Origin of the sequence: Solwaraspora sp. WMMB762, assembly GCF_049179115.1 — a bacterium.
GTDB lineage: Bacteria > Actinomycetota > Actinomycetes > Mycobacteriales > Micromonosporaceae > Micromonospora_E.
On the sequence record NZ_JBMHMD010000001.1, the window covers coordinates 5,805,115 to 5,826,038 of the forward strand.

Annotated in this window: 23 protein-coding genes, 1 tRNA gene, 1 other RNA gene and 1 pseudogene; 15 read left to right on the plus strand and 11 right to left on the minus strand. The window is 69.3% G+C overall.

The window, feature by feature from the left end:
- Positions 1–27 precede the first annotated feature (27 nt).
- Together ACN27J_RS26030 and ACN27J_RS26035 are read right to left on the minus strand one after the other, a co-directional pair.
- Positions 28–678 carry an Rv3235 family protein gene (locus tag ACN27J_RS26030; RefSeq protein WP_421370238.1) on the minus strand — a complete coding sequence of 217 codons (651 nt, stop codon included), beginning with the start codon at positions 676–678 and terminating at the stop codon, positions 28–30.
- A 122-nt stretch (positions 679–800) separates the two neighbouring features.
- The gene (locus tag ACN27J_RS26035; RefSeq protein ID WP_123603713.1) at positions 801–1,028 is read right to left on the minus strand and encodes a helix-turn-helix transcriptional regulator; all 228 of its coding nucleotides are present in this window, start codon (positions 1,026–1,028) and stop codon (positions 801–803) included.
- 108 nt (positions 1,029–1,136) lie between these two features.
- Between ACN27J_RS26035 and ACN27J_RS26040 the strand changes: the two genes are divergently transcribed.
- Positions 1,137–1,637, plus strand: coding sequence for a DUF6912 family protein (locus tag ACN27J_RS26040; protein WP_421370240.1), 501 nt, complete (start codon positions 1,137–1,139; stop codon positions 1,635–1,637).
- Between the two features lie 19 nt (positions 1,638–1,656).
- Here ACN27J_RS26040 and pruA read toward each other — a convergent pair whose 3' ends face one another.
- Positions 1,657–3,285, minus strand: coding sequence for an L-glutamate gamma-semialdehyde dehydrogenase (pruA, locus tag ACN27J_RS26045; RefSeq protein WP_421370242.1), 1,629 nt, complete (start codon positions 3,283–3,285; stop codon positions 1,657–1,659).
- A gap of 184 nt (positions 3,286–3,469) precedes the next feature.
- On the opposite strand from pruA, the gene ACN27J_RS26050 reads away from it, so the two are divergent.
- The 10 genes from ACN27J_RS26050 to ACN27J_RS26095 all read left to right on the plus strand — a co-directional run bounded on the left by ACN27J_RS26050 (position 3,470) and on the right by ACN27J_RS26095 (position 12,321).
- A complete protein-coding gene (locus ACN27J_RS26050) occupies positions 3,470–4,513 on the plus strand; it encodes a hypothetical protein (protein WP_421370243.1) in 1,044 nt (347 codons plus the stop codon).
- Positions 4,514–4,624: 111 nt separating this feature from the next.
- Positions 4,625–5,974 carry a serine/threonine-protein kinase gene (locus ACN27J_RS26055; RefSeq protein ID WP_421370245.1) on the plus strand — a complete coding sequence of 450 codons (1,350 nt, stop codon included), beginning with the start codon at positions 4,625–4,627 and terminating at the stop codon, positions 5,972–5,974.
- Positions 5,975–6,194: 220 nt separating this feature from the next.
- On the plus strand, positions 6,195–6,710 hold the full coding sequence (locus ACN27J_RS26060; protein WP_123603708.1) for a PadR family transcriptional regulator: 516 nt from the start codon (positions 6,195–6,197) through the stop codon (positions 6,708–6,710).
- Between the two features lie 45 nt (positions 6,711–6,755).
- The gene (prfB, locus tag ACN27J_RS26065) at positions 6,756–7,871 is read left to right on the plus strand and encodes a peptide chain release factor 2 (protein WP_278173988.1); all 1,116 of its coding nucleotides are present in this window, start codon (positions 6,756–6,758) and stop codon (positions 7,869–7,871) included.
- Between the two features lie 219 nt (positions 7,872–8,090).
- Complete coding sequence (gene ftsE / locus ACN27J_RS26070) at positions 8,091–8,771, plus strand: cell division ATP-binding protein FtsE (RefSeq protein WP_278173989.1); 681 nt, start codon at positions 8,091–8,093, stop codon at positions 8,769–8,771.
- 96 nt (positions 8,772–8,867) lie between these two features.
- Entirely contained in the window at positions 8,868–9,743 is an 876-nt protein-coding gene (gene ftsX / locus ACN27J_RS26075) for a permease-like cell division protein FtsX (RefSeq protein ID WP_278173990.1), read from the plus strand.
- 152 nt (positions 9,744–9,895) lie between these two features.
- Positions 9,896–10,372: an SsrA-binding protein SmpB gene (smpB, locus tag ACN27J_RS26080; protein WP_123603705.1), complete on the plus strand. Its 477-nt coding sequence runs from the start codon at positions 9,896–9,898 to the stop codon at positions 10,370–10,372.
- Positions 10,373–10,578: 206 nt separating this feature from the next.
- Positions 10,579–10,952: a transfer-messenger RNA gene (gene ssrA / locus ACN27J_RS26085) on the plus strand.
- A gap of 124 nt (positions 10,953–11,076) precedes the next feature.
- Complete coding sequence (locus ACN27J_RS26090; protein WP_421370248.1) at positions 11,077–12,057, plus strand: hypothetical protein; 981 nt, start codon at positions 11,077–11,079, stop codon at positions 12,055–12,057.
- A 3-nt stretch (positions 12,058–12,060) separates the two neighbouring features.
- Positions 12,061–12,321, plus strand: coding sequence for a hypothetical protein (locus tag ACN27J_RS26095; RefSeq protein ID WP_421370249.1), 261 nt, complete (start codon positions 12,061–12,063; stop codon positions 12,319–12,321).
- Here the strand turns inward: ACN27J_RS26095 and ACN27J_RS26100 are convergent.
- The gene (locus ACN27J_RS26100; RefSeq protein WP_421370251.1) at positions 12,283–13,086 is read right to left on the minus strand and encodes an S-methyl-5'-thioadenosine phosphorylase; all 804 of its coding nucleotides are present in this window, start codon (positions 13,084–13,086) and stop codon (positions 12,283–12,285) included. The genes ACN27J_RS26095 and ACN27J_RS26100 overlap by 39 nt on opposite strands.
- A 235-nt stretch (positions 13,087–13,321) precedes the next feature.
- On the opposite strand from ACN27J_RS26100, the gene ACN27J_RS26105 reads away from it, so the two are divergent.
- From ACN27J_RS26105 to ACN27J_RS26115, 3 genes and pseudogenes are all read left to right on the plus strand, one after another.
- Positions 13,322–13,876 carry a YqgE/AlgH family protein gene (locus ACN27J_RS26105; RefSeq protein WP_123605053.1) on the plus strand — a complete coding sequence of 185 codons (555 nt, stop codon included), beginning with the start codon at positions 13,322–13,324 and terminating at the stop codon, positions 13,874–13,876.
- Between the two features lie 126 nt (positions 13,877–14,002).
- Positions 14,003–14,075 (plus strand) — tRNA-Ala (locus ACN27J_RS26110).
- Between the two features lie 419 nt (positions 14,076–14,494).
- A pseudogene (locus ACN27J_RS26115) lies at positions 14,495–14,653 on the plus strand (IS21 family transposase); the annotation flags it as partial.
- Here ACN27J_RS26115 and ACN27J_RS26120 read toward each other — a convergent pair.
- The 5 genes from ACN27J_RS26120 to ACN27J_RS26140 all read right to left on the minus strand — a co-directional run bounded on the left by ACN27J_RS26120 (position 14,602) and on the right by ACN27J_RS26140 (position 16,897).
- Positions 14,602–15,012: an IS3 family transposase gene (locus tag ACN27J_RS26120; protein ID WP_421370253.1), complete on the minus strand. Its 411-nt coding sequence runs from the start codon at positions 15,010–15,012 to the stop codon at positions 14,602–14,604. The pseudogene ACN27J_RS26115 and the gene ACN27J_RS26120 sit on opposite strands and share 52 nt — an antisense overlap.
- Positions 15,013–15,099: 87 nt before the next feature.
- The gene (locus ACN27J_RS26125; RefSeq protein WP_421370255.1) at positions 15,100–15,537 is read right to left on the minus strand and encodes a transposase; all 438 of its coding nucleotides are present in this window, start codon (positions 15,535–15,537) and stop codon (positions 15,100–15,102) included.
- Complete coding sequence (locus tag ACN27J_RS26130; protein WP_421370257.1) at positions 15,483–16,187, minus strand: IS110 family transposase; 705 nt, start codon at positions 16,185–16,187, stop codon at positions 15,483–15,485. The genes ACN27J_RS26125 and ACN27J_RS26130 overlap by 55 nt, the downstream gene beginning before the upstream one ends.
- 194 nt (positions 16,188–16,381) lie before the next feature.
- Complete coding sequence (locus ACN27J_RS26135; RefSeq protein ID WP_421370258.1) at positions 16,382–16,693, minus strand: transposase; 312 nt, start codon at positions 16,691–16,693, stop codon at positions 16,382–16,384.
- A 51-nt stretch (positions 16,694–16,744) separates the two neighbouring features.
- Positions 16,745–16,897, minus strand: a complete 153-nt coding sequence (locus ACN27J_RS26140) for a hypothetical protein (RefSeq protein ID WP_421370260.1) — start codon at positions 16,895–16,897, stop codon at positions 16,745–16,747.
- A 311-nt stretch (positions 16,898–17,208) separates the two neighbouring features.
- Between ACN27J_RS26140 and ACN27J_RS26145 the strand changes: the two genes are divergently transcribed.
- Positions 17,209–18,576, plus strand: a complete 1,368-nt coding sequence (locus ACN27J_RS26145) for a hypothetical protein (RefSeq protein WP_421370262.1) — start codon at positions 17,209–17,211, stop codon at positions 18,574–18,576.
- Between the two features lie 54 nt (positions 18,577–18,630).
- Here ACN27J_RS26145 and ACN27J_RS26150 read toward each other — a convergent pair whose 3' ends face one another.
- Together ACN27J_RS26150 and ACN27J_RS26155 are read right to left on the minus strand one after the other, a co-directional pair.
- Positions 18,631–19,497, minus strand: coding sequence for a transposase family protein (locus ACN27J_RS26150; RefSeq protein WP_421362034.1), 867 nt, complete (start codon positions 19,495–19,497; stop codon positions 18,631–18,633).
- Between the two features lie 94 nt (positions 19,498–19,591).
- Complete coding sequence (locus tag ACN27J_RS26155) at positions 19,592–20,803, minus strand: ISAs1 family transposase (RefSeq protein WP_421370264.1); 1,212 nt, start codon at positions 20,801–20,803, stop codon at positions 19,592–19,594.
- Between the last annotated feature and the right edge of the window lie 121 nt (positions 20,804–20,924).

Consider the following 20,924-nt stretch of genomic DNA (forward strand, 5'->3'; position numbering starts at 1 on the left):
GGTACCTGATCCCGGCGGGTTGCCCGGTCACACGACGTCGACCGTGGTGCTCAACCAGCCGGTTGGCCGGCGTTCCAGCCGGAAGGCGAGCGCCCAGCTGCGTTCGTCGGTGCCGAGCACCGCGACGGCCTCCGCGACGCCGCTGACCGGCTCGCAGACCCGCAGCTGACGGACCCGGAGCAGCTCGACGGGGCGCCGCCCACTGCGGCCGATCGGCCTCGGCTGCGGCGATGCCGGCCCGCGTCGGGCCCGGCCCGGTTCGTCCGGTCTCCGGGCCCGGTCGACGGCGACGGCCAGCTGCGCGCCGACCGCGAGCGCCTGTGCCGGGTCGGCGAGCCGGCGGATGTGGCCGGCCGGGCGGAACCCGTTGATGATCTCCATGCTCGCGGCCAGGAACCGGTGCGCGGCCCGGCGGGCCTCCGGTGACGCGCCGGCGAGCGCGTCCGGCGGCAGCCCTCCGTGGCCACCGGCCGACCCGTTGGCCGGTCGGCCGACGGTGGTCGCGGACCGGTCGGCGACCACCGCGCCGGGTGTCGCCCCGGCCAGGTCGAGCGCCAGCTGTACGCCGGGACCGGGACGCAGGTCGAACTGAGCCGGCTCGTCGGTGAATGGCGGGTCCAGCGGCGGGGCGGGTCGCAGTCGGACGGGGGGACGTCGGATCCGGGTCGCGACAGTCATCCGAGCTCCTGTTGATCTTGCGTTTGCCTTCGTTTGCTTTCGGCAGACCAATTTGAAGCCAGCATGACACCGCCCGTCAACGTCTGTCGATGACGGTGTTCGGACAACCTGTAGGCGCCGGACTACTCCGGCTCGCGCTCGATCAGCGGGTTGCTCTGCACCCACTCCGCCGTCTCGGCGTACTTGCGCTGGATGTACTCCTCCAGTTGGGCGCGTTCCACCCGCCACTGTCCGCGGCCGCCGATCTTGATCGCGGGCAACTCGCCACTGCGAACCATGTGATAGACCTGCGAGTCGGATACGTTGAGTTCGGCGGCGACGTCGGACAACTGCAGGAACCTCGGCTCCACGGTGACTCCCGGCTCGTCTACGTCGGTCGGTTCAGTGTGCCACCGTGGCCCCGCAGGGCCGCTCGGCGGCGTACATTGCATCAGCGACGACATCTGTGGGGGGCGAGCGTGTCCGACAACCTGCTCCGGGTCTACGTCCCGGCCACCCTGCCGGCGCTCGCCGGGCTCCGCGACACCGGCCAACTCGCCGCCGACGTCGCGCACACGGTGACCCCCGCACTGCGGGAGTGGTACGTCGAAGGTGACGAAGAGGAGCTGGAGTACGTCGCGTTCACCCGCGCCGCCCAGGAGTCACTGCGCCACCTGCGCGACGATCCGGCCGCCCCGCGCCGGCGGGTGGTGATCGCCGTCGACCTGCCGGCGGACGCGCTGAAACGGTCGGTCGCCGAGCTCGGCTCCAGCACCGTGACGCTGGCCGGCCCGATCGCCTTCGCCTCGGTCGCCGCGGTGCACGTCGACGGCGACGAGGCGGTCGACGACGTATCGGCGGCGGTGGCCGCCGTGTCGCAGGCCGCCACCGGTGACCCCGACGCCCAGTTCGTCGTGGACGGTGCCGAGGACCACGAACTGGAGTGGTACGACGTGTCCGAGCTGGAGACGCTGCTGTGAGCGGGCCGGCCCGCCCGGCTCAGCCCATGTGCGGGTAGCGGTGGTCGACCGGCGGCACGAACGTCTCCTTGATCGTGCGCGGCGACGTCCAGCGCAGCAGGTTGTGCTTCGACCCGGCCTTGTCGTTGGTGCCGCTGCCCCGGGCGCCGCCGAACGGCTGCTGCCCGACGACCGCCCCGGTCGGCTTGTCGTTGACGTAGAAGTTGCCGGCCGCGTACCGCAGCATGGCGCCGGCCCGGTCGATCACCCGCCGGTCGGTCGCGAAGACCGACCCGGTCAACGCGTACGGAGCGATCTCCTCGGCCTGGGCCACCACGTCCCAGAACTGGTCGTCGTCATAGACCGACACCGCCAGGATCGGGCCGAAGTACTCGGTGCTGAACACCTCGTGCCCGGGATCGGCGCAGGTCAACAGGGTGGGCCGGACGAACCAGCCGACGCTGTCGTCGACCGTGCCACCGGCCAGCACCTGACACGACGGGTCGTTGCGGACCCGGTCCAGCACGGCCGCGTGCCGGGCGAACGCCCGGTCGTCGATCACCGCGCCGCCGAAGTTGGTGAAGTCGGTCACGTCGCCGTAGGGCAGTGACTCGACCGTCGCGACCAGTCGGTCCCGCAGCCCGGCCGTCCACAGCGACTTCGGCAGGTACGCCCGGGACGCCGCCGAGCACTTCTGCCCCTGATACTCGTACGCCCCCCGGACCAGAGCGGTGTGCAGCGCTGCCGGGTCGGCGCTGGGATGCGCCACGATGAAGTCCTTGCCGCCGGTCTCGCCAACCAGCCGGGGGTACGAGCGGTACCGGCCGATGTTCTCCCCGACGGTCCGCCACAGTTGCTGGAACACCCGGGTGGAGCCGGTGAAGTGGATGCCGGCCAGGTCCCGGTCGGCCAGCGCCACCTCGGACACCGCCAGACCGTCCCCGGTGACCAGGTTGATCACCCCCGGCGGCAGCCCGGCGGCCTCGAACAGCCGCATCGTGAAGTGGGCGGCGAACTGCTGCGTCGGGGATGGCTTCCAGACCACCGTGTTGCCCATCAGCGCCGGCGCGGACGGCAGGTTGCCGGCGATCGCGGTGAAGTTGAACGGGGTGACCGCGTAGACGAAGCCCTCCAACGGGCGGTGGTCGAACCGGTTCCATACCCCAGGTGCGGACCGGGGCTGCTCGGCCAGCACCTGATGGCCGAAGTGCACGTTGAACCGCAGGAAGTCGATCAGCTCGCAGGCCGAGTCGATTTCCGCCTGGTAGGCGGTTTTGGACTGACCGAGCATGGTGGCCGCGTTCACCGTGTCCCGCCACGGGCCGGCCAGCAGGTCGGCGGCGCGGAGGAAGACCGCGGCCCGTTCGGCGTACGGCAGATTGCGCCAGCCCGGTGCGGCCTGCTTCGCCGCTGCCACCGCGGCCTCGGCGTCGGCCGGCTCGGCGTTACCGGTCACCCCGAGAACGTGCCGGTGCCGGTGCGGCATCACCACCTCGATCGGCGCGCCCGCCGCCATCCGCTGCCGGCCGCCGATCGTCATCGGCAGCTCGATCCGGTCGGCCGACAACTCGGTGAGCCGGCGGCTCAGGTCGGCCCGTTCGGCACTGCCCGGCGCGTAGTCGCGGATCGGTTCGTTGCGGGGGTCGGGGGTGGCGGGAACGGCGTCCATCACAGGCTCCTGGCGTGATCTCGACAACGTCGGCGAAAGACGGACCCGTCGGGGCACCCGGTGGGGCGGCCACGGCGACGCGGTCCGGGTCCCATCGTCGCACGCCAGGCTGACCCGCACGCCGATCCGCGTACCCTGGTCGGCACCGGGCGACAGCACGCCGACGACCAGGAGGGCACCAGCGATGACCAGCCAACCCGCAGCCGCCCCCGACGCCGAGGTGGGCCCAGACGGCTCGGTTGGCGACGCCGAGGTGGGCCCGGACGGCTCGGTCGGCGCGGCAGTCGTTCTCGGCCTGCTCAGCCTCGCCTGGGTGACCCTGCTGATCGTCTCCGTGCTGAGCACCCTGGGGTCGTCCACCGACGGGGTGCTCGCGGTGACCGAGACCGCGTACGGGCTCCCGGCGGTGATCTTCGCGGCGCTGATCGCCGGAGCGGGTGTCGCCCAGGTGGTCCGCCGGCTGGCGGACCGGTGGCTGGGCGCGGCGACGGTGCCGAGACTGCTCGTCGCCCTCGGCTGCGGAGCGTCGACCGGCGTCGGTGCCGCCGCCGCCGTCGTGTACGGCGACGGCCGGGGCGGGTCGGCCGTCCAGATCCTCGGCTGGGCGCTGTTCGCCGGCGCCACGGTCGGCGGCGTGCTGACCGGTCTGCACCGCCGGGCCGGCCTGCTGACGGCGGCGGCCGCCGCCGGCGCGCTGGCGGTCGCCGGCACGACGACCGCCCGGGAACTGGCCAAGGGGCCGTTGCTGGAGCTGTTCGGAGCCGCCGACACCGCCGGATCGGTGCTGGCCGCGCAGTCCCGACTGGTCTGGGTCACCGCCCTGCTGGCCGGTGCCCTCGCCGGGCTGGTGACCTTCGGCTACCTGCACCGGGCGGTACGCCGGTCCGGCCGGCCGCTGCCCTGGCCGGGATACCTGGTCGCCGGGGCCGGTCCCGGCCTGCTGTTGGTGATCGCCGAGGTGGTCACCCGGGTCGGCGGTGCCCAGTTGCTCGATCTGGCCCGGTCGTTCAGTGAGAGCGACCAGGCCTTCCAGACCATGGCCGACGGTGCCCGGATCAACTCGGCGCTGATCGTCCTGTTCACTGCGGCGTTCACCGCGTTGATCTGCCTCGGCCGGACGTTGCCCGGCCAGCCGGATCCGGAGCCGACTGAGGATGCCGCGCCGACTGAGGATCCCGAACCTGCTGTCGGCTCCGAGCCGGCGGTGGGCTCGGCCGGCACCCGCTGACGTCCACGGTCGGACAACTTCCCGTCACAGTGACGCGGATCCCTCCCAGGTTCGTGCCAAGCGTCAGTTTGGTGACCGTCGTGCCTCGGCCGCACACCTACCGTCGACGGAGTGGACGGGCAGTACGGCACGCGACAGGCGCTCGACGGGCGGTACCGGCTGGGGGCGCAGTTCTCCCGTGGGGCGGTCGGCGCGGTGCACCATGGGCACGATCTGCAGGACGACGTGCCGGTGGCGGTGAAGGTGCTCCGGTCGGACGCCGCCGAGTATCCCGATCTGGTGGAGGGCTTCCACACCGAGGCCGCTCTGCTGTCCCGGCTGGACCATCCGAACGTGATCCGGCTCCGGGCCCGGACCGCCGTGGGCGACCTGCCCGCCCTGGTTCTGGACCTGGTCGACGGCGACGACCTGCGCCACCGGATCCGCCGGGACGGTCCGCTGCCCCCGGCTGTCGCGGTCGCCGTCGCCGCGCAGGTCGCCACTGCTCTGTCGTACCTGCACGAACGGGACATCGCGCACGGCGATGTCAAACCGGCGAACCTGCTGGCGCCGGCGGACGGCGGCCGGGTACGGCTGATCGACTTTGGTGCCGCCCGGACCGGGCACGCGTCGGCGTCGGCGCCGGACCGGGCCACCCTGGCCACCCCGGAGTACGCCGCGCCGGAGATCGCCAGCGGCGGTCCGCCGACCTGGTCGTCGGACGTCTACGCCCTGGGCATCGTGCTGTTCGAGTTGCTGTGCGGCCGTACGCCGTACCGTGGCGGGAACGCCGACGAGGTCCTCGCCCGGCACCGGCGGTGTGTGCCGGTACCACCGCCCGGGCTGCCACCGGCGGTGTGGCCGGTGATCGAGCAGTGCCTGGCGGCACGGCCGGCCGACCGGCCGACCGCCCGGTCGCTCGTCGCCCGGCTGCGTGGTCTGGAGCCGGCGCTCGACGGCTGGCCGGCGTTGCCGGCCTTGCCGGCGGATGCGGTCACCTGGTGGCCCCGGGACGTTCCGGCCGCTTCTGCGGCTCCGGTGGGAGCGCGGCCACGACGCAGGGCGCTGCAGTTCGGCGGGTTGGCCGGAGCGGGGCTCGCGTTGTCGGCGTTGGTAACGGGTCTCACCCTGGCGGCCGGACAGGGGGCCGGCTCGCAGCCGGGTCGGCTCAGCGGTCCGATCGGCCCGGTCGGCGCGGCGGTGCCGTCGGCACCGCCGGCTGCGGAGTCATCGCCGAGGTCGGTTTCCCCGGGAAAACAGCAGGACGGGACGCCGTCGGGGAGCCCGGTTGGTCCCACCGGCCAGGTAGGTTCGAGCGGGACGGCTGGGTCTGGTGTGGCCATCGGGACGCCGCAACCGTCCGATCCGGGACAGCTACCAGGCTTTCCAGAGGATATGCCCGGTGAGCTGGGGCTCCGGATCGGGGACCCGGTGCCACAGTGGCCGATGTCCGGGGTGGCCGGACCGGACACTCCGAACTAGTCAGACGAAGTAGACTTCATGCTTCAAACTTCACTAATGATTCCTGCGCCTGGGCATGTTGCTACGGGTAACATATTCTTTGTCCGTTTTGCTGCCTGATGGTAAATATTGATCTTCCTTACCGGACCGTCGTCCACAGACAGTGCACTTTAGAACACGGTTGGTCGCGGATCGCGCCAAATCCTGGACGTAGAGGCGACAAAGTGGCAGCGTAGAGGGCATGGCGGATGTACGAATCAATCCCACGGCGGCAGCCCTTCTCGGCCTGCTCCATGAAGGACCCATGACAGGCGGGCAGCTGATGGCTGAAGCTGACCGTCGACTTGGCGCTTACTGGTCGATGACCAGAAGCCAGGTGTACCGGGAGCTACCGGTGCTCGCCGAGCAGGGCCTGGTCCGGCTCGGCAAGCCCGGGCCGCGGTCGAGCCAGCCGTACGCGATCACCGCGGCCGGCAAGCGGGCGTTCCTCAAGTGGTTGGCCGACGCCCCGGGTCGCGACTCGGTACGTAACCCGATCGCGTTGCGGGTGGCGTTCGGCGAGCACCACACGGCCGACCAGTTGAAGACGGTCTACGCGGACGCGAGCGAGCACCACACCGAGGCGCTGGCCGCGGCCCGCGAGCAGGCACGCGAGGCGAAGAAGAACGGCGACACCTTCGGGGCCGCCGCGCTCGAGTTCGCCGTCGCCTACCACAAGGCCGCACTCTCCTGGCTGAAGACCGCACCGGTGGGCTGACCACCGGCGCCGGTCGTCGGTGGTCACGACGTATTGTTGTCGGTTGTGACCACTGCCGACTATGCCGACCAGCTAAAAGATCTTGACGCCACGCTTCGCCGGATCGAGGCGGTCATCGACATTGATCGACTGCGCCGCGACCGGGCGGAGCTGGAGGAGGCTGCCTCTGCCCCCGACCTCTGGAACGACCAGGCGAGGGCACAGCAGGTCACCTCCCGGCTGTCGTACGCGAACGCGGAGATCGCCAAGCTGGAGTCGTTGCGCACCCGGCTGGACGACGCGGCCTTGCTGCTGGAGATGGCGCAGGCGGAGGAGGACGCCGGCACGGTCGCCGAAGTCGGTACCGAGCTGGCCGGGTTGCACAAGGCGATCGAGGAGTTGGAGGTGCGCACGCTGCTCTCCGGGGAGTACGACTCCCGGGAGGCGCTGGTGGCGATCCGGGCTGGGGCCGGCGGCGTCGACGCCGCCGACTTCGCCGAGATGCTGCTGCGCATGTACCTGCGGTGGGCGGAGCGGCACGGCTACCCCACCGAGGTCTACGAGACGTCGTACGCGGAGGAGGCCGGTCTCAAGTCGGCCACCTTCACGGTTAAGGCGCCGTACGCGTTCGGCACCCTCAGCGTAGAGTCCGGAACGCACCGTTTGGTGCGGATCAGCCCGTTCGACAACCAGGGCCGGCGGCAGACCAGCTTCGCCGGCGTCGAGGTGCTGCCGGTGGTCGAGCAGACCGATCACATCGACATCCCGGAGAACGAGATCCGGGTGGACGTCTACCGGTCGTCGGGGCCGGGCGGGCAGAGCGTGAACACCACCGACTCGGCCGTTCGGCTCACCCATGTCCCCACCGGCATCGTGGTCACCTGCCAGAACGAGAAGTCCCAGCTGCAGAACAAGGCGGCTGCGCTGCGCGTGCTGCAGGCCCGGCTGCTGGAGCGCAAGCGGCAGGAGGAGCAGGCCAAGATGGCCGGGCTCAAGACCGACGCCGCCGGCTCATGGGGCGACCAGATGCGGTCCTACGTGCTGCACCCGTACCAGATGGTGAAGGATCTGCGGACCGAGCAGGAGACCGGCAACCCCACCGCGGTGCTCGACGGCGACCTGGACGCCTTCATCGAGGCTGGCATCCGCTGGCGCAAGCAACAGGAACTCGCCGAGGACTGATACCGGTAGCAGTTGCCTAACTACTATTCGTATTCAAGTCTCATGTACGGCCTGTGACTGAACCCATCATTTCGGGTGGTGTCGGTTCGGTCCGGACGGCTGATTTCCTGGGTTTCGCGGGGATTTGCTGGTACGAAACCTCGCGCATTACCGACATAGGAGACATCCGCCATCAGGCTGGACTTGGCGTAGCCGTTACACCGCGTAGACTCACCACCCGTGATTGCGCTCGAGCAAGTGACGAAGACGTACCCGAAGGCGTCCCGGCCCTCGCTGGACAACGTGTCGGTCGCGATCGAGAAGGGCGAGTTCGTCTTCTTCATCGGTCCGTCCGGCTCCGGCAAGTCCACGATCATCAAGCTGTTGCTGCACGAGGTGACCCCCAACAAGGGCAAGGTCATCGTCAACAGCAAGGACGTCACGACCATGCGCTCCTGGAAGATCCCCAACTTCCGGCGCTCCATCGGCTGCGTGTTCCAGGACTTCCGGCTGCTGCCCAACCGCACCGCGTACGAGAACGTCGCCTTCGCCCTCGAGGTGATCGGCAAGACCAAGGCGGTCGCCCGGCGAGTCGTCCCGGAGGTGCTGGAACTGGTCGGTCTGGGCGGCAAGGAGCACCGCTACCCGCACGAACTCTCCGGTGGCGAGCAGCAGCGCGTCGCGGTGGCCCGGGCGTTCGTCAACCGGCCGCTGGTGCTGCTCGCCGACGAGCCGACGGGAAACCTCGACCCGGACACCTCGATCGAGATCATGCGGCTGCTGGACCGGATCAACCGCACCGGCACCACGGTCGTGATGGTCACCCACGACTCGAACATCGTCAACCAGATGCGGCGGCGGGTCATCGAGATCGAGGCCGGCCGGATCGTCCGCGACCAGGCTCGCGGCGTCTACGGCTAACCAGCCACCACGGCTCCACCGGGGCCTGTGTCGGCCGGCACCGGCACGTGGCGGCCTAGTACCACCATCCAGCGGCAGATCCGGAAGAGGAACCCGATGCGCGCGAAATACGTCCTGTCCGAGGTGATGGTCGGGCTGTGGCGCAACGTGACGATGACCGTCGCCATGATCATCACCATGGCGGTGTCGCTCACCATGCTGGGCGCGAGTGGCCTGATGTACCTGCAGGTCAACTCGATGAAGGACTTCTACTACGATCAGATCGAGGTCTCGATCTTCCTGGTGTCCGACGTCTCCGACGAGCAACGCGACAGCCTGCAGAGCTCGCTCGACGCCGACCCGTTGATCTCTAACGTCACGTACGAGTCCAAGGAGGAGGCGTACAACCGCTTCCAGACGCTCTACGCCGACGCTCCGGACCTGGTCAACGCGGTCGAGCCGGACCAACTGCCCGAATCGTTCCGGATCAAGCTGGTCGATCCGGAGGAATACCAGGCGATCTTCGACAAGTACAACGGCACCGAGGGCATCGACGAGATCGTCGACCAGCGCAGGCTGCTCGACAAGATCTTCAACATCCTCGGCTCGGTGCAGAGCATGGCGCTGATCGCCGCGTCGATCATGGCGGTGGCGGCGTTGCTGCTGGTCGGCAACACGATCCAGGTCGCGGCCTACAGCAAGCGGCGCGAGGTCGCCGTGATGCGGCTGGTCGGCGCCTCCAACTGGTTCATCCAGGCCCCGTTCGTACTCGAAGCCGTCGTCGCCGGCCTGTTCGGCTCGCTGCTGGGCTTCGGCGCCCTGGTGCTGGGCAAGATGTTCCTGCTCGACGGCTCGCTGCGCGACCTCACCGAACTGCTGACCCCGATCGAGTGGAGCAGCGTACTGCTGATGTTCCCGGTGATGGCCGGCGTCGGTGGCCTGGTCAGCGCGATCACCGCCTGGGTGACGCTGCGCTTCTACCTGCGGGTCTGACGCTCAACCCGATCGACTCGATCTGCCGCCGCGCGCCGGCCGGTACCGGGAAAACCGGTACCGGCCGGCGCGTCGTCGCGCGGTACCATGGCGCGGTTGTCCGTCGGCGCCGCGTCTGAGCGGCAGCGCCCGGGTCGGGAGAGGAGGCAGCCATGCCACGGGAGAAAGGGCGCAAGGTCGTCGCCTCGAACCGCAAGGCCCGACACGACTACGCCATCACCGACGTGTACGAGGCCGGCATGGCGCTGACCGGCACCGAGGTCAAGTCGCTGCGGTCCGGCCGGGCCTCGCTGGTGGACGCCTTCGCCCAGGAACGGCAGGGCGAGATCTTCCTGTACGGCATGCACATCCCGGAGTACGACCAGGGCACCTGGACCAACCACGAGCCCCGCCGGACCCGCAAGCTGCTGCTGCATCGCACCGAGATCGACCGGCTGCTCGGCAAGCTGCGGGAGGGCGGGTTGACCCTGGTCCCGCTCTCGGTGTACTTCTCCGACGGCTGGGCCAAGGTCGAGCTGGCACTCGCGCGCGGCAAGAAGTCCTACGACAAGCGACAGGATCTGGCCAAGCGGGACGCCGACCGGGAGATCCAGCGGGCAGTGGGCCGGCGCGGCAAGGGGATGGGCTGACCAGCGTGGGTAGACACGCGGCAGGGGCGAACGTCGAGCGACTTACCGGCGAGCGACAGAATCGGACATTCGACGTATAATCCTTCCTTCCTGGCAATGTGCCGATCTTCGTCGTTGGCTTCTGGCCGTAACCGGGATGAAGCCCGGGGCCGGAGGCGTTAGGATCGGTACGGACGCGGACCACCTCTGGGCCGCGCCGCACACCAGGGGGTGACTGGTTTCGACTTCGTACGTTGCGGCAGGGGAAGCGAGCCGAGGAAGCCGACGTCGTCTCGTGAATCGGTCGTCGGAAACCAATAAGCGCCAACTCTAAGCGCGCTGACTTCGCTCTCGCCGCCTGAGGCGAGTAGCAAGTCTGTCGGTCTGGGACTGCCTTCGGCCCAGTAACCGGCATCAGTGAGAGGGCTGGCCTAGCGAACCCGGTCGCGGGGTTCGTGCGGCGAGATCAAACGCGACTGGGCCCGTCACATCGACTCGCTCGCGTGATCGATGGGGCCGAGTAGAGGCACAGCGAGCTGCGCTCGGAGAAGCCCTGGCAAGACGCCGAAGGACCCGGGTTCGATTCCCGGCACCTCCACGGACGACAGCCGGCCCATCGCCACCAGGCGGTGGGCCGGCTGCGTTGTACGGCCGGCTTCACTATATGTAGTCGATCGCCTAGTTGGTCTGGGAACCCGCTGCCAACCTGGTGCGTCTGACCCGACATGCGCCGTTTCACCGCCCTGTTGGGCATACCACTGATCCTGATCGCAGGTTGCGCGCGGACCGACGGGACCGGACCCGGTGGGCCGGGCGGGTCCGCCGACGAACGCTGGGAGACCTTCCAGCAGCGCGCCGACGAGGTCTCCGAGGCGTGGCGCACCGCCAGCGGGCGGCAGGAGTGGCTGGCCGGCTACGCACCCCTGCAGAGCCGCACCGTCCTCCCCGCCGAGCCCGGGTTCACCCCGGAGACCGAGCAGGCGTTCCACGCCGGGTGGTACCGGGCCGAGCTGACCGTGCCGACCGAGACACCCGCCGACGGCACCGTCGATTTCCCCGACGGGACGCTGAGCGTACCGCTGGTCAGCGCCGCCGACGCGTACGCCGAACTACGCCAGGGTGACCCGCCGCAGTGCGAGGCGGCCCGGCCCGGCCCCGACCCCACCGGCAGCGCCACCGACCTGGCCGGCAGCGGCACACCCGGCCCGGACGACAGCGTCACTGACTCCGGTCAGCTCGGCTGCCAGGCGTTGACCGTCACGGCTGCCACGCTCGGCACCGTCGACCTGCTGACCAGCCGGGGCACGGCGCAGGTGCCCGCCTGGCTGTTCGACGTCGCCGAACTCGACGGGCCGGTCGCCCGGGTCGCCGTCGACGAATCGGTCGCCGTACCGGCGCCCGAACCGCAGGTGCCGGAGCCGACCGGGATGACCACGTTCGTCACCGCGCAGAATCTCACCGACGTCGACGGGACCGACCTGGCGTACCGGCTCGGCGTCGGCGCGTGCGACACCGACATCACCCCGTTCGTCCAGGAGTACGCCGACGCGGTGGTGGTCGCCGGCGGCGTGACCCGCACGGCGCAGGAGTGCACCGACCAACTGCTGTTCCACCCGGTCACCGTGACCCTCGACGAGGCGCTCGGTGACCGTACAGTGCTCGACGCACTCACCGGTCGCCCGCTGCACGTCATCGCGGTCGGCTGAGCCATGCCGCAGCCGTACGGCCCGGGCCAGGAACCGGACGACGCCGCCGCGACCATGTCCCAACTGCTCGGCCGGGGCCTGCCCGGGCAACGCCCACCGGCCGGAGCCTGGAACCTCCCCACCGGGGAGGCGGTGATCCTGGCCGGTGACGCGGCGACCGGCAACCGGATCCGGATGTGCCTCGACGTCGCCGGGATCAGCGCCGCCGTGGTGGTGCTGGCACCGTCAGGGCAGCTCGACGGGCAGGGTGATGCCGTCGAGTGACTGCGGGCACGGGCAGTCCCGATCCATCGGCCAGGTCGCCAGCGCGGCCAGCAGCAACGCGCGCAGCCGGGCGGTGTTCTCGCCGAACACCCGGAACACCTCTTCCTGGGTGACCGCGTGCCCACCCTCGACACCCGCGTCCAGATCGGTCACCAGGGCGATCGACGTGTAGCACAGCGCCAGCTCACGGGCGAGGACCGCCTCCGGGTGGCCGGTCATGTTGACCACCGCGCCGCCGATCGCGGTGAACCACCTGGACTCCGCCCGGGTGGAGAACCGTGGCCCCTCGACCACCACCACCGCACCGCCGTCGCGTGGCTGCAGGCCCTGCTCGGCGCCGACCCGCAGCAGCACCGACCGCCCGGTCGGGCAGTACGGGTCGGCGAAGCTGACGTGCACCGCACCCTGGTCGTAGAAGGTCTGCACCCGTCCGCTGGTCCGATCGATCAGCTGGTCGGGCACGACGAAGGTGCCCGGGCCGAGCTCCGGGCGCAGCCCGCCGACCGCGCACGGCGCCAGCACCTGGCGTACGCCGAGCGAACGCAACGCCCACATGTTGGCCCGGTACGGGATGCGGTGCGGCGGATGCCGGTGGTCACGGCCGTGTCGGGGCAGGAACGCGACCCGCCGCCCGCCGACGTCGGCGACGGTGATCGGATCGGACGGTTCACCGTACGGGGTCGGCACCCGGTGCTCCGTCGCGTTGTCCAGCAACGCGTACAGCCCGGATCCGCCGATCACCGCCAGCTCTGCCTGCGCCTGCATCAGGTCCCTCCCGGTTTCGGGCAGGGTGGCCGGAAACGCCCGTGCCACGCCCGCGCGGTTAGACCTTAACCGGGCGCAGTCGAGCAAGCTATGGTGCCAGGCATGGCTTTCACTGCACCCGTGGCGGATCGTCGCCGCGCCGTCCGCGCGGACCGTGGGGGTCGTGACTGCGCCACGCGGGCAGGTACGGGAGGTCGAGGTGCACGGTGAAGGTCAGCGGATCGGGGGACGGTCGATGGCGTCGATGACCGGCCAACTGCTGGTCGCGACGCCCACGCTCAAGGATCCCAACTTCGACCGTACGGTCGTGCTGCTGGTCGCCCACGAGGCCGGGGGAGCGCTCGGGGTGGTGCTGAACCGGGCTACCGAGGTGCCGGTCGCCGAAGTGCTGGGTGGCTGGAGCAGTCTCGCCCGGGAACCGTCGGTGCTGTTCGAGGGTGGCCCGGTGCAGCCCGAGTCGGCGATCTGCCTGGCCCGTACCCGGACCCAGACCGGCCGGGTGAAGGGTTTCCACCGGATCGCCGGCCCGCTCGGCACCGTCGACCTGTCGACCGACCCGGGGCCGCTCGCCGAGTCGATCTCCGGGATCCGGGTCTTCGCCGGCTACTCGGGCTGGTCCGCCGGGCAGCTGGAGGAGGAGATCAACGCCGGCTCCTGGTTCGTGCTGGAGGGCCTGCCGGACGATCCGTTCATGGCCCGCCCGGACGATCTCTGGCCGATGGTGCTGCGCCGCCAGCGCGGCATGATGGCCGCGGTGGCCCACTTCCCGGCCGACGTCTCGATGAACTGACCGCGCGGGTCGCCGAGCAGACCCGTACGTCGGTGAACCCGTACGTCGTGAGCCCGACCCCGCGAGATGACCGCGCGGGGCGGCGTGTGTAGTATTGCCGGGTGCCCGGGAGATCCGGGCCGACCGGGGGCCGTGGCGCAGCTGGTAGCGCACCACACTGGCAGTGTGGGGGTCAGGGGTTCGAGTCCCCTCGGCTCCACCCGAAACCGCAGGTCAGCGGCATTTTCAAGCGATTCTTGTGAATGCTGCTGGCATCGCGTATCACATCGTCTCACGAGGTGGACTCTGTCGGGCCTCTTGGAGCGGCCTGCTCCAGCGGTGGGAGCATGGTCGGGCAGCCGTAAACCGTCCTTCTTCCCGGAGCGATGTGCCTGGTGGTAGTGGTTACGTCGGCCCGTTGACCCGCCCGGCTGGTCGAAGTTTTGCCGGGTCCGAGACCGTCAGCGAGGCACCGCACCACATCGAATTTGTGCTGGTGTGGCAACGGTGTCGGCGGCCAGTGAATACTCCCCGTAGGCGGTCATTTATCGCCCCGTTGGTGGCCAGGGATCTCCCCGTGGATGGCCAGATACCTCCCCGCTGACCAGGTCAGAGTGCCGGTCGGCGAGGGTCGACGGCGTGAAGAGCGGCAGGGAGATCGTGGAAATCTTGGAGGCATACGACCTCACGGGCAGTTACCGTGCGGCGGCTGAGTTGGCGGGGTGTGATCATCACACCGTTGCCCGTTACGTGAAGTTCCGAGAATCCGGGCAGAGTCCCGAGGCGCGGGCGCACCGGACGTAGGTGATGTCGCCGCACCAGCGGGTGTCGACCCGGCCGGCGGCGACGTCGAAGTCCCGGCGGATCAGGTCCGCCGACAACGCCGCGCCCGGGTCGGGCACGGTCGTGGTCCGCCACCGCTTCGGCGTGCGGCCGCACAACCCGGCGCCCCGCATCAGCCGCGCGACCCGCTTGCCGGAGTGCCGCCGCCCCTGGGCGGCGAGTTCGGCGCGGACCCGGGGCGCGCCGTAGGTGCCGGCCGAGTCGGCGTGGATCTCCGCGATGCGGGCGGTCAGGTCGACGTCGTCGCGTTCCCGCCGCGACGGACCACTGGTGCGGTGCTGGTAGTAGGCGGACCGGGTGACCTCCCAGCTCACAGGAACGCTTCACGTTCCCGTCGGGCCGCGCCTTCTCCGCCTCGATGAACGGGTACACGTTCACCGGGTCTCCGTGATGCTCCTATGTCAAGCCGCCGCCATCAGGTCGTCTCTGGTGATGTCGCGGTCGACCGTGGTGGCCGTGCCGGCGGGTGCCAGGTCCGATTGTTCGTCGGCCACCAGCGCGGCGAAGACCCGGTCGGACAGCCGTCGACGGAGCAGCCGCAACGCCTCAGTTCTGGTCTTTCCCCTGCTGAGTAGCGTGTCGATGTACGCCGCGCCCGGCCCGATCCCACGGGCCTGGGTGACGGCGGCCATGTGCAAGGCGGTGTTGATCGTGCGGTTCCCGCCACGGTTGAGCCGGACCCGGACCTTGTTGCCCGACCACACAGGTATCGGAGCCGTGCCGTTGAACCGGGCGTAGGCGTCCTTCGACCGGAACCGTCCCACGCCGGCGGTCTCACCGAGGATCATCGCCGCGCCGAGCACGCCCAACCCGGGGATGCCCAGTAACGTCGGCGCCATCGCCGTGACCAGCCCCCCCGCAGCTCACGCTCGAGGGCGTTGATCTGCTCGGTCAGCTCCCGGCAGCGCGTCAACAGGTCCCGGGCTATCCGGGCGACCGTGCCGTCGACCTCGGCGAGGGCCACGGTCAACTCGTCGATGACACGGTAACGGCGCAGCCCGCGGGAAGGTACCTGCAGTTCGGAGTCCAGCTCGTGCAGGTGCCGCGGAGCCGACCGCACAGTTTGGTGCGTTCCACGACGAGGTCGTGGCGGTGGTCGGACAACAGTTTCACCTGCCGGGTGGGCCCGTCGAGGTAGGCGGTTGGGCAGGTCGGGTTCACGCAGCGCGGCCAACGCGACCGCTTCGGCGTCGATCGGGTCGGACTTGCCGCGCTGGCGCCCGGACCTGCGCGCGGCGGCCATCAGCCGGGTATGCACCCGTACCACCCGCTGCCCGGCGCGTAGCAGGTCACGTTCCAGCCGGCGGGTCATATGCCGGCAGTCCTCGACGGCGAAGGTCACCTGGGTCCATCGGGCGGACCACTCCAGTGCCTGGAAGTGGCCCTCGTCCGTGGCGGCGATGGTCCGTTCACCGAGCTTGCGGCCAAGGTCGTCGACTGCGACCAGCGTGTGGGTGCGTTTGTGGGCGTCGATTCCGATCACGGTCATGCCGGCTCCTCACCGCAGACAGGGGGCAGGTCCACGAGCCGGACGAGGGGGCATGCCTCAATCGAGCGTTTCGCAGGCTCCTATCAAGCCACTCCCCGCCCGGCGCGGTGTCCGACGAGGCCGCACATCAGGACAAGCCACCAGCCGCGCGGGCCGGGGCAACGAAGAAACGAGCGAACCCCTCCGGACATCGATCAGCCTGGCATTAACGCGAAGAAGGCCGTGGCCCGTTTGAGGATGTCGACGTCCTCGCGGAGCCGCCGGTTCTCCGCTCGTAGCCGGGCCAACTCGGCCCGCTCATCCGACGTCAGCCCGTCGGATCGGGTCCCGGCGTCGAGTTCGGCCTGCTTGACCCACGCCCGCACCGCGGTCTCGGTCAGATCGAAATCCCTGGCGACCTGCCCGACCGTGCGGTCACCACGCTGACACAACTCCACGGTCTCAGCCTTAAAGTCCGGCGTGAACGCCCGCCGCGGCCTCGATCGCTTCTTTCCCACGCTCTCCATGATGCTGGACATCCTCCCGGGGGCCCCAGGTCCCCTGATCTCGGATGTCCGTCAAAACGGGGCAGGCCCATCCGACCGCTGCTCCCGCACCCCGCACACCTCGATCGCGGCGTCGACCTCCTCCCGCGACACCTGCGAGATCAACACCCCGAGCGTGACCTGATCCGGCCGCGCCACCGGACGGTCCACCACATCCACCGACATGACCCGTGATCAAAACAGCCAGCCGAGCCGTGGTCGTCCCGCCACGCCGCACCGTCCAGGAGTCCACACTAAACCCGCAGGTCAAGCCCAAGATCAACTTAGGCTACGTGGCATTGGGCCCAGTACCGACTGTGACGGGACGGACGGAACGGCGTCGGGATGGTAACTTGTCGATCTGTCTAGATGCGGGGCGCAGACGCATTTAAGGTGGCCCGTGCCTGCGATCGCTCCTTCTCGGCGCGGGTGTCGACACGTCGTTGCATCGGGCCCCGTGTCGGGCTGAAACGGGGAGCACTGTGATTGGAGCCAGGTTGACAAACACCCACGACATCGCGGCCTACAGCCTTGTGGCTGATCTTGAGCGGTCTGCCCTGCTCGTAGTGGACGGCCCACAAGGTTGGAGCTTGCCGTGGCACACCGACAGCCTCGCTTCGGAGGTGACCGCCGACCTGCGGCGCGATTACGGAGTGGACGCCACGGTCCTCGCCCGGGGTTGGGAGCTACTAAATGGAAACAGCTCTGCGTACGTCTACTTCTGTACTGGGTCCCGTTCTGGCACGGTGCGGCACACGGCGGCGCGGTGGCGTACCGTGCAGGAGGTATTGACGCTGAAGCCGGCGGCGGTTGGCCAACGGAAGGCTGTCGCCGAATGGGCTGGCCGCCACAATGCTGGCCGCGCGTTTGCTGAGGCGCCTGCATGGGCGGTCCCGGGATGGTTCGACGAGGCGAGTCGATGGATGCGGGACCAGGCCGAGGCGGCCGGTCTGACCCCCTCTGGGCCTGTGGGGCAGTACGTTGTTTCCCCGTACTCCTGCACCCTTCGGCTTCCCGCGGACGGCGGTCTGCTGTATTTCAAGGCGGCGCCGCAGGCATTCGCCCATGAGCCTCGGCTCGTGCAGGCATTAAGTGAGTGGTTCCCCGATAGTGTTCCCCGAGTCGTGGCCATCGAAGCCGACCGGCACTGGCTCCTGACTCGTGATATCGCGCCGTATTCGATGATCGAAGATGTCACGCGCGACATCGACGTTTACGCGGCCGCTGTCTCCCGGTACGCGCAGATGCAGGTGGAGACGGCCGCGCGAACGGACGAATTCCTGGCTTTGGGCCTTCCGGACAGGCGATTGCCGCTACTGCCCGACCAATTCGAGGATCTGGTCGCGGACACCGCGTTGATGCTGACCAATGACGAGGCTGGTCTCTCGGATACCGAGTACCGGATGTTGCGAGATTACGTGCCAGTCTTCCGTCGCACCTGTGAGCGCCTAGCCTCGTACGGCATGCCGGAGACCCTGCAGAACACCGACTTCTGGCGCGACTGCATCGCCATCTCCGGGGATAGATTCGTTTTCCTGGACTGGGCGGAGAGCATTCTGGGCCATCCGCTCTACTCCCTGACCATGGTCCTTCGCGATCCGTTGTTGTCGGTGGCACCCGACCGCGACCGGATGGCTCAGCGGCTCATCGACACATACCTGTCGCACTGGGCGGAGTACCTGCCCGAGGATGCGCGCGAGGAAGCGTTTGAGGTAGCTCGGCCGGGTGGCATCGTCTGTCGGGCTCTCGCTTGGCGCGACTGCCTCAGCGCCCCTGAACAACCGGACCGGTACGAGGTGACGCGCGGTGCCGTGGCGCGCAACATGCGTGCCCTGCTCAGCCTGCCCGGCGTCGTTGCGCCATGACCACTCCTCCGAGCCGGAACCAGGAGGACTTCCCGAAACTATTACCGGGCTTTCTCAACGTAATCCGTAAACGCGAAAGATCTCCAACTTCATTACCGTACGTAATGTGGCAGGAAAGTGTTCCAACGATCTGCGGAACCCGGTCTTGAGAACCTTCCAACACTTCAGATGGGCGATCGCGCGTTCGACGGCGGCGCGGAGCCGGTTGAGTGCGGTGTTGCACGCGCGTCGGACCCCGGTCAACTCCCGACCCCGAGGCTTCTTGTACGGACTCACGATGCCGGCACCCTGGTACCCCTTGTCACCGATCATCCCGGGCCCGCCGGGGGCGTAGTGGCCGGCCCACCCGGCGGCGATCCCGGACACGTCGAACGCCTTCCGGTCGTGCATGCCACCCGGACACGGGTCACCCACATCGACCACCCGCCCGGCGAGATTGGCCACCACCTGCACGTTCTGCCCACAGAAGCCCTTCTTCTCGGAGAACAGCCCGTCGACGTCGTCGCGTTCCCCGACCGGCGCGACCAGACCATCGACCAGGACCGCGTCCCGGCGGGCCTGGTCACGGACCTGCTCGTACAGCGGGGTCAACACCACGTCCACCAGCGGCTCCAGCTCCTCCTGATACCGCTCCACGGTCGTCGAACCGCAGCCGAAAACCTCACCGATCACGTCCGGCGCCAGATTGTGCCGCAGCCCGAACAACACCAGCACCAACGCCGTGTACAGCGGCAACGCCCGAGGGCGCCCCACCGGCAGGTCCCAGTCGACCAGCGCGTCCACCTGCTCGTACAGCCAGTCCAGTTGATCGGAGTCCAGTCCGGTCATACGCTCACAGCGCGGCGGCCGGCCGTCGATCGTTTGAGTCCACACAACCCAGATGATCCAGACGTCGCCGGCCGCCGTTTCCACAAACGACACGCCCACCTTGGTCACACCACAGGCCGTCACCCCACGTAATATCGACGAACCTCGGTGCCAATCGGCTCGAAGCCTATTGGGAAGTCCTCCAGGGCTATTGCGTAGTCGGGTTACTCCTGGTCACGGCGTCGATGAGGTCTGTAGAACGGCGGTTCGCGCGTCGGGTGGCGCGGGCGATGTTGGGTTCGCCGTTGCTGCGGTGGTAGCCGACCGCGGTGTTACGGAGTGTGGCGAAGACGGCGGGTCCGTTGCCGGTCCGGGCGTAATGCGCGTCCTCACGTAACGTGACATCGCGGACGTAGTGCAGGCGGTTCTCGATATGCCACTCTGCTCGTGCCCAGCTGCCGAGGTCGGCGGGTTGGGCCTGTCCAGCGGGCAGGGACACGGTCAGGTACGCCGTTTCGCGGCTGGTCCTGCCCTTGACCGTACGGGTACGGGTGATCCGGACGGCCTGCCGGGCGTGGGGGAAGCCGAGCCCGCCGGGAGTCGCCACGGTGACGGCCTTGACGGTGCGGGTCTCCGTGCGGCCGTGTCCGGTCTCGCGGGTCCGGGCTCCGACCGGGACCTGCGCCCAGGGAACAGCTTTGAGCTGGGCGAACGTGGTCGGCTGGTTGGCCTTTACGGTGACCATCAGATGTCCGCCGGCGGCGGCCAGGTACTCGGCGTGTCCGGTCTGGGCGTGCAGGGCGTCCGCGACGACCAGGACGTCGGTCAGCGATCCCAGCTGGGCGGCGACCAGGCGCAGCAGAGGCGTGAACGCCGGGATCTCATTGGATTTCGCGGCGATCTGGACCTGGGCGAGCACGACGCCGGTGCTGGTGTCGTAGGCCGACAGCAGATGGACCTGACGTCCGTCGGCGAGTCGGGCACCGCGCACGACCTTCCCGTCGACGGCGATGACGAGACGCCACCGCCGCCCGCTGCGGGTGACGGGTGTCGTGCGTGCCCGCAGCCAGCTGGCCAGCACCGCCGACAGGGCCTGCGCGTCGACGCGGATCAACAGCCGCCACACCGTGGTCGCGGCGGGGACCCGGTCGGTGAATCCGAGCCTCACCCACGAGGCGCGGTCCAGGTCCCGTACCCAGTCGGCGATCGCGGCGAAGGTACACGCCCCGGCCAGCACCGCGCACACCGCGACGGCGAGCACGCTGACCAGGGGATAGCGGCGGCCACGCGGATCACGCGGATCGGGTACCGCCCTCAACGCGACGAACAGGCCGTGATGCTCGCTGTCGGTGACCGCCGCCGGTGATGGCGTATCGGTGGGTCGGTGCGGCAGCAGAATCTCGGTAGGTGATGATGGCATCGGCGGGTGCGGTCCTTCTCGTGATCATGTGGCTTCGCAACTTCATGATCACCAACGGGCCGCGCCCGTCCTGCACAGACCCCCGAATTCTTCCCAAACTCCCAGCTCAGCCAGCCCTCAA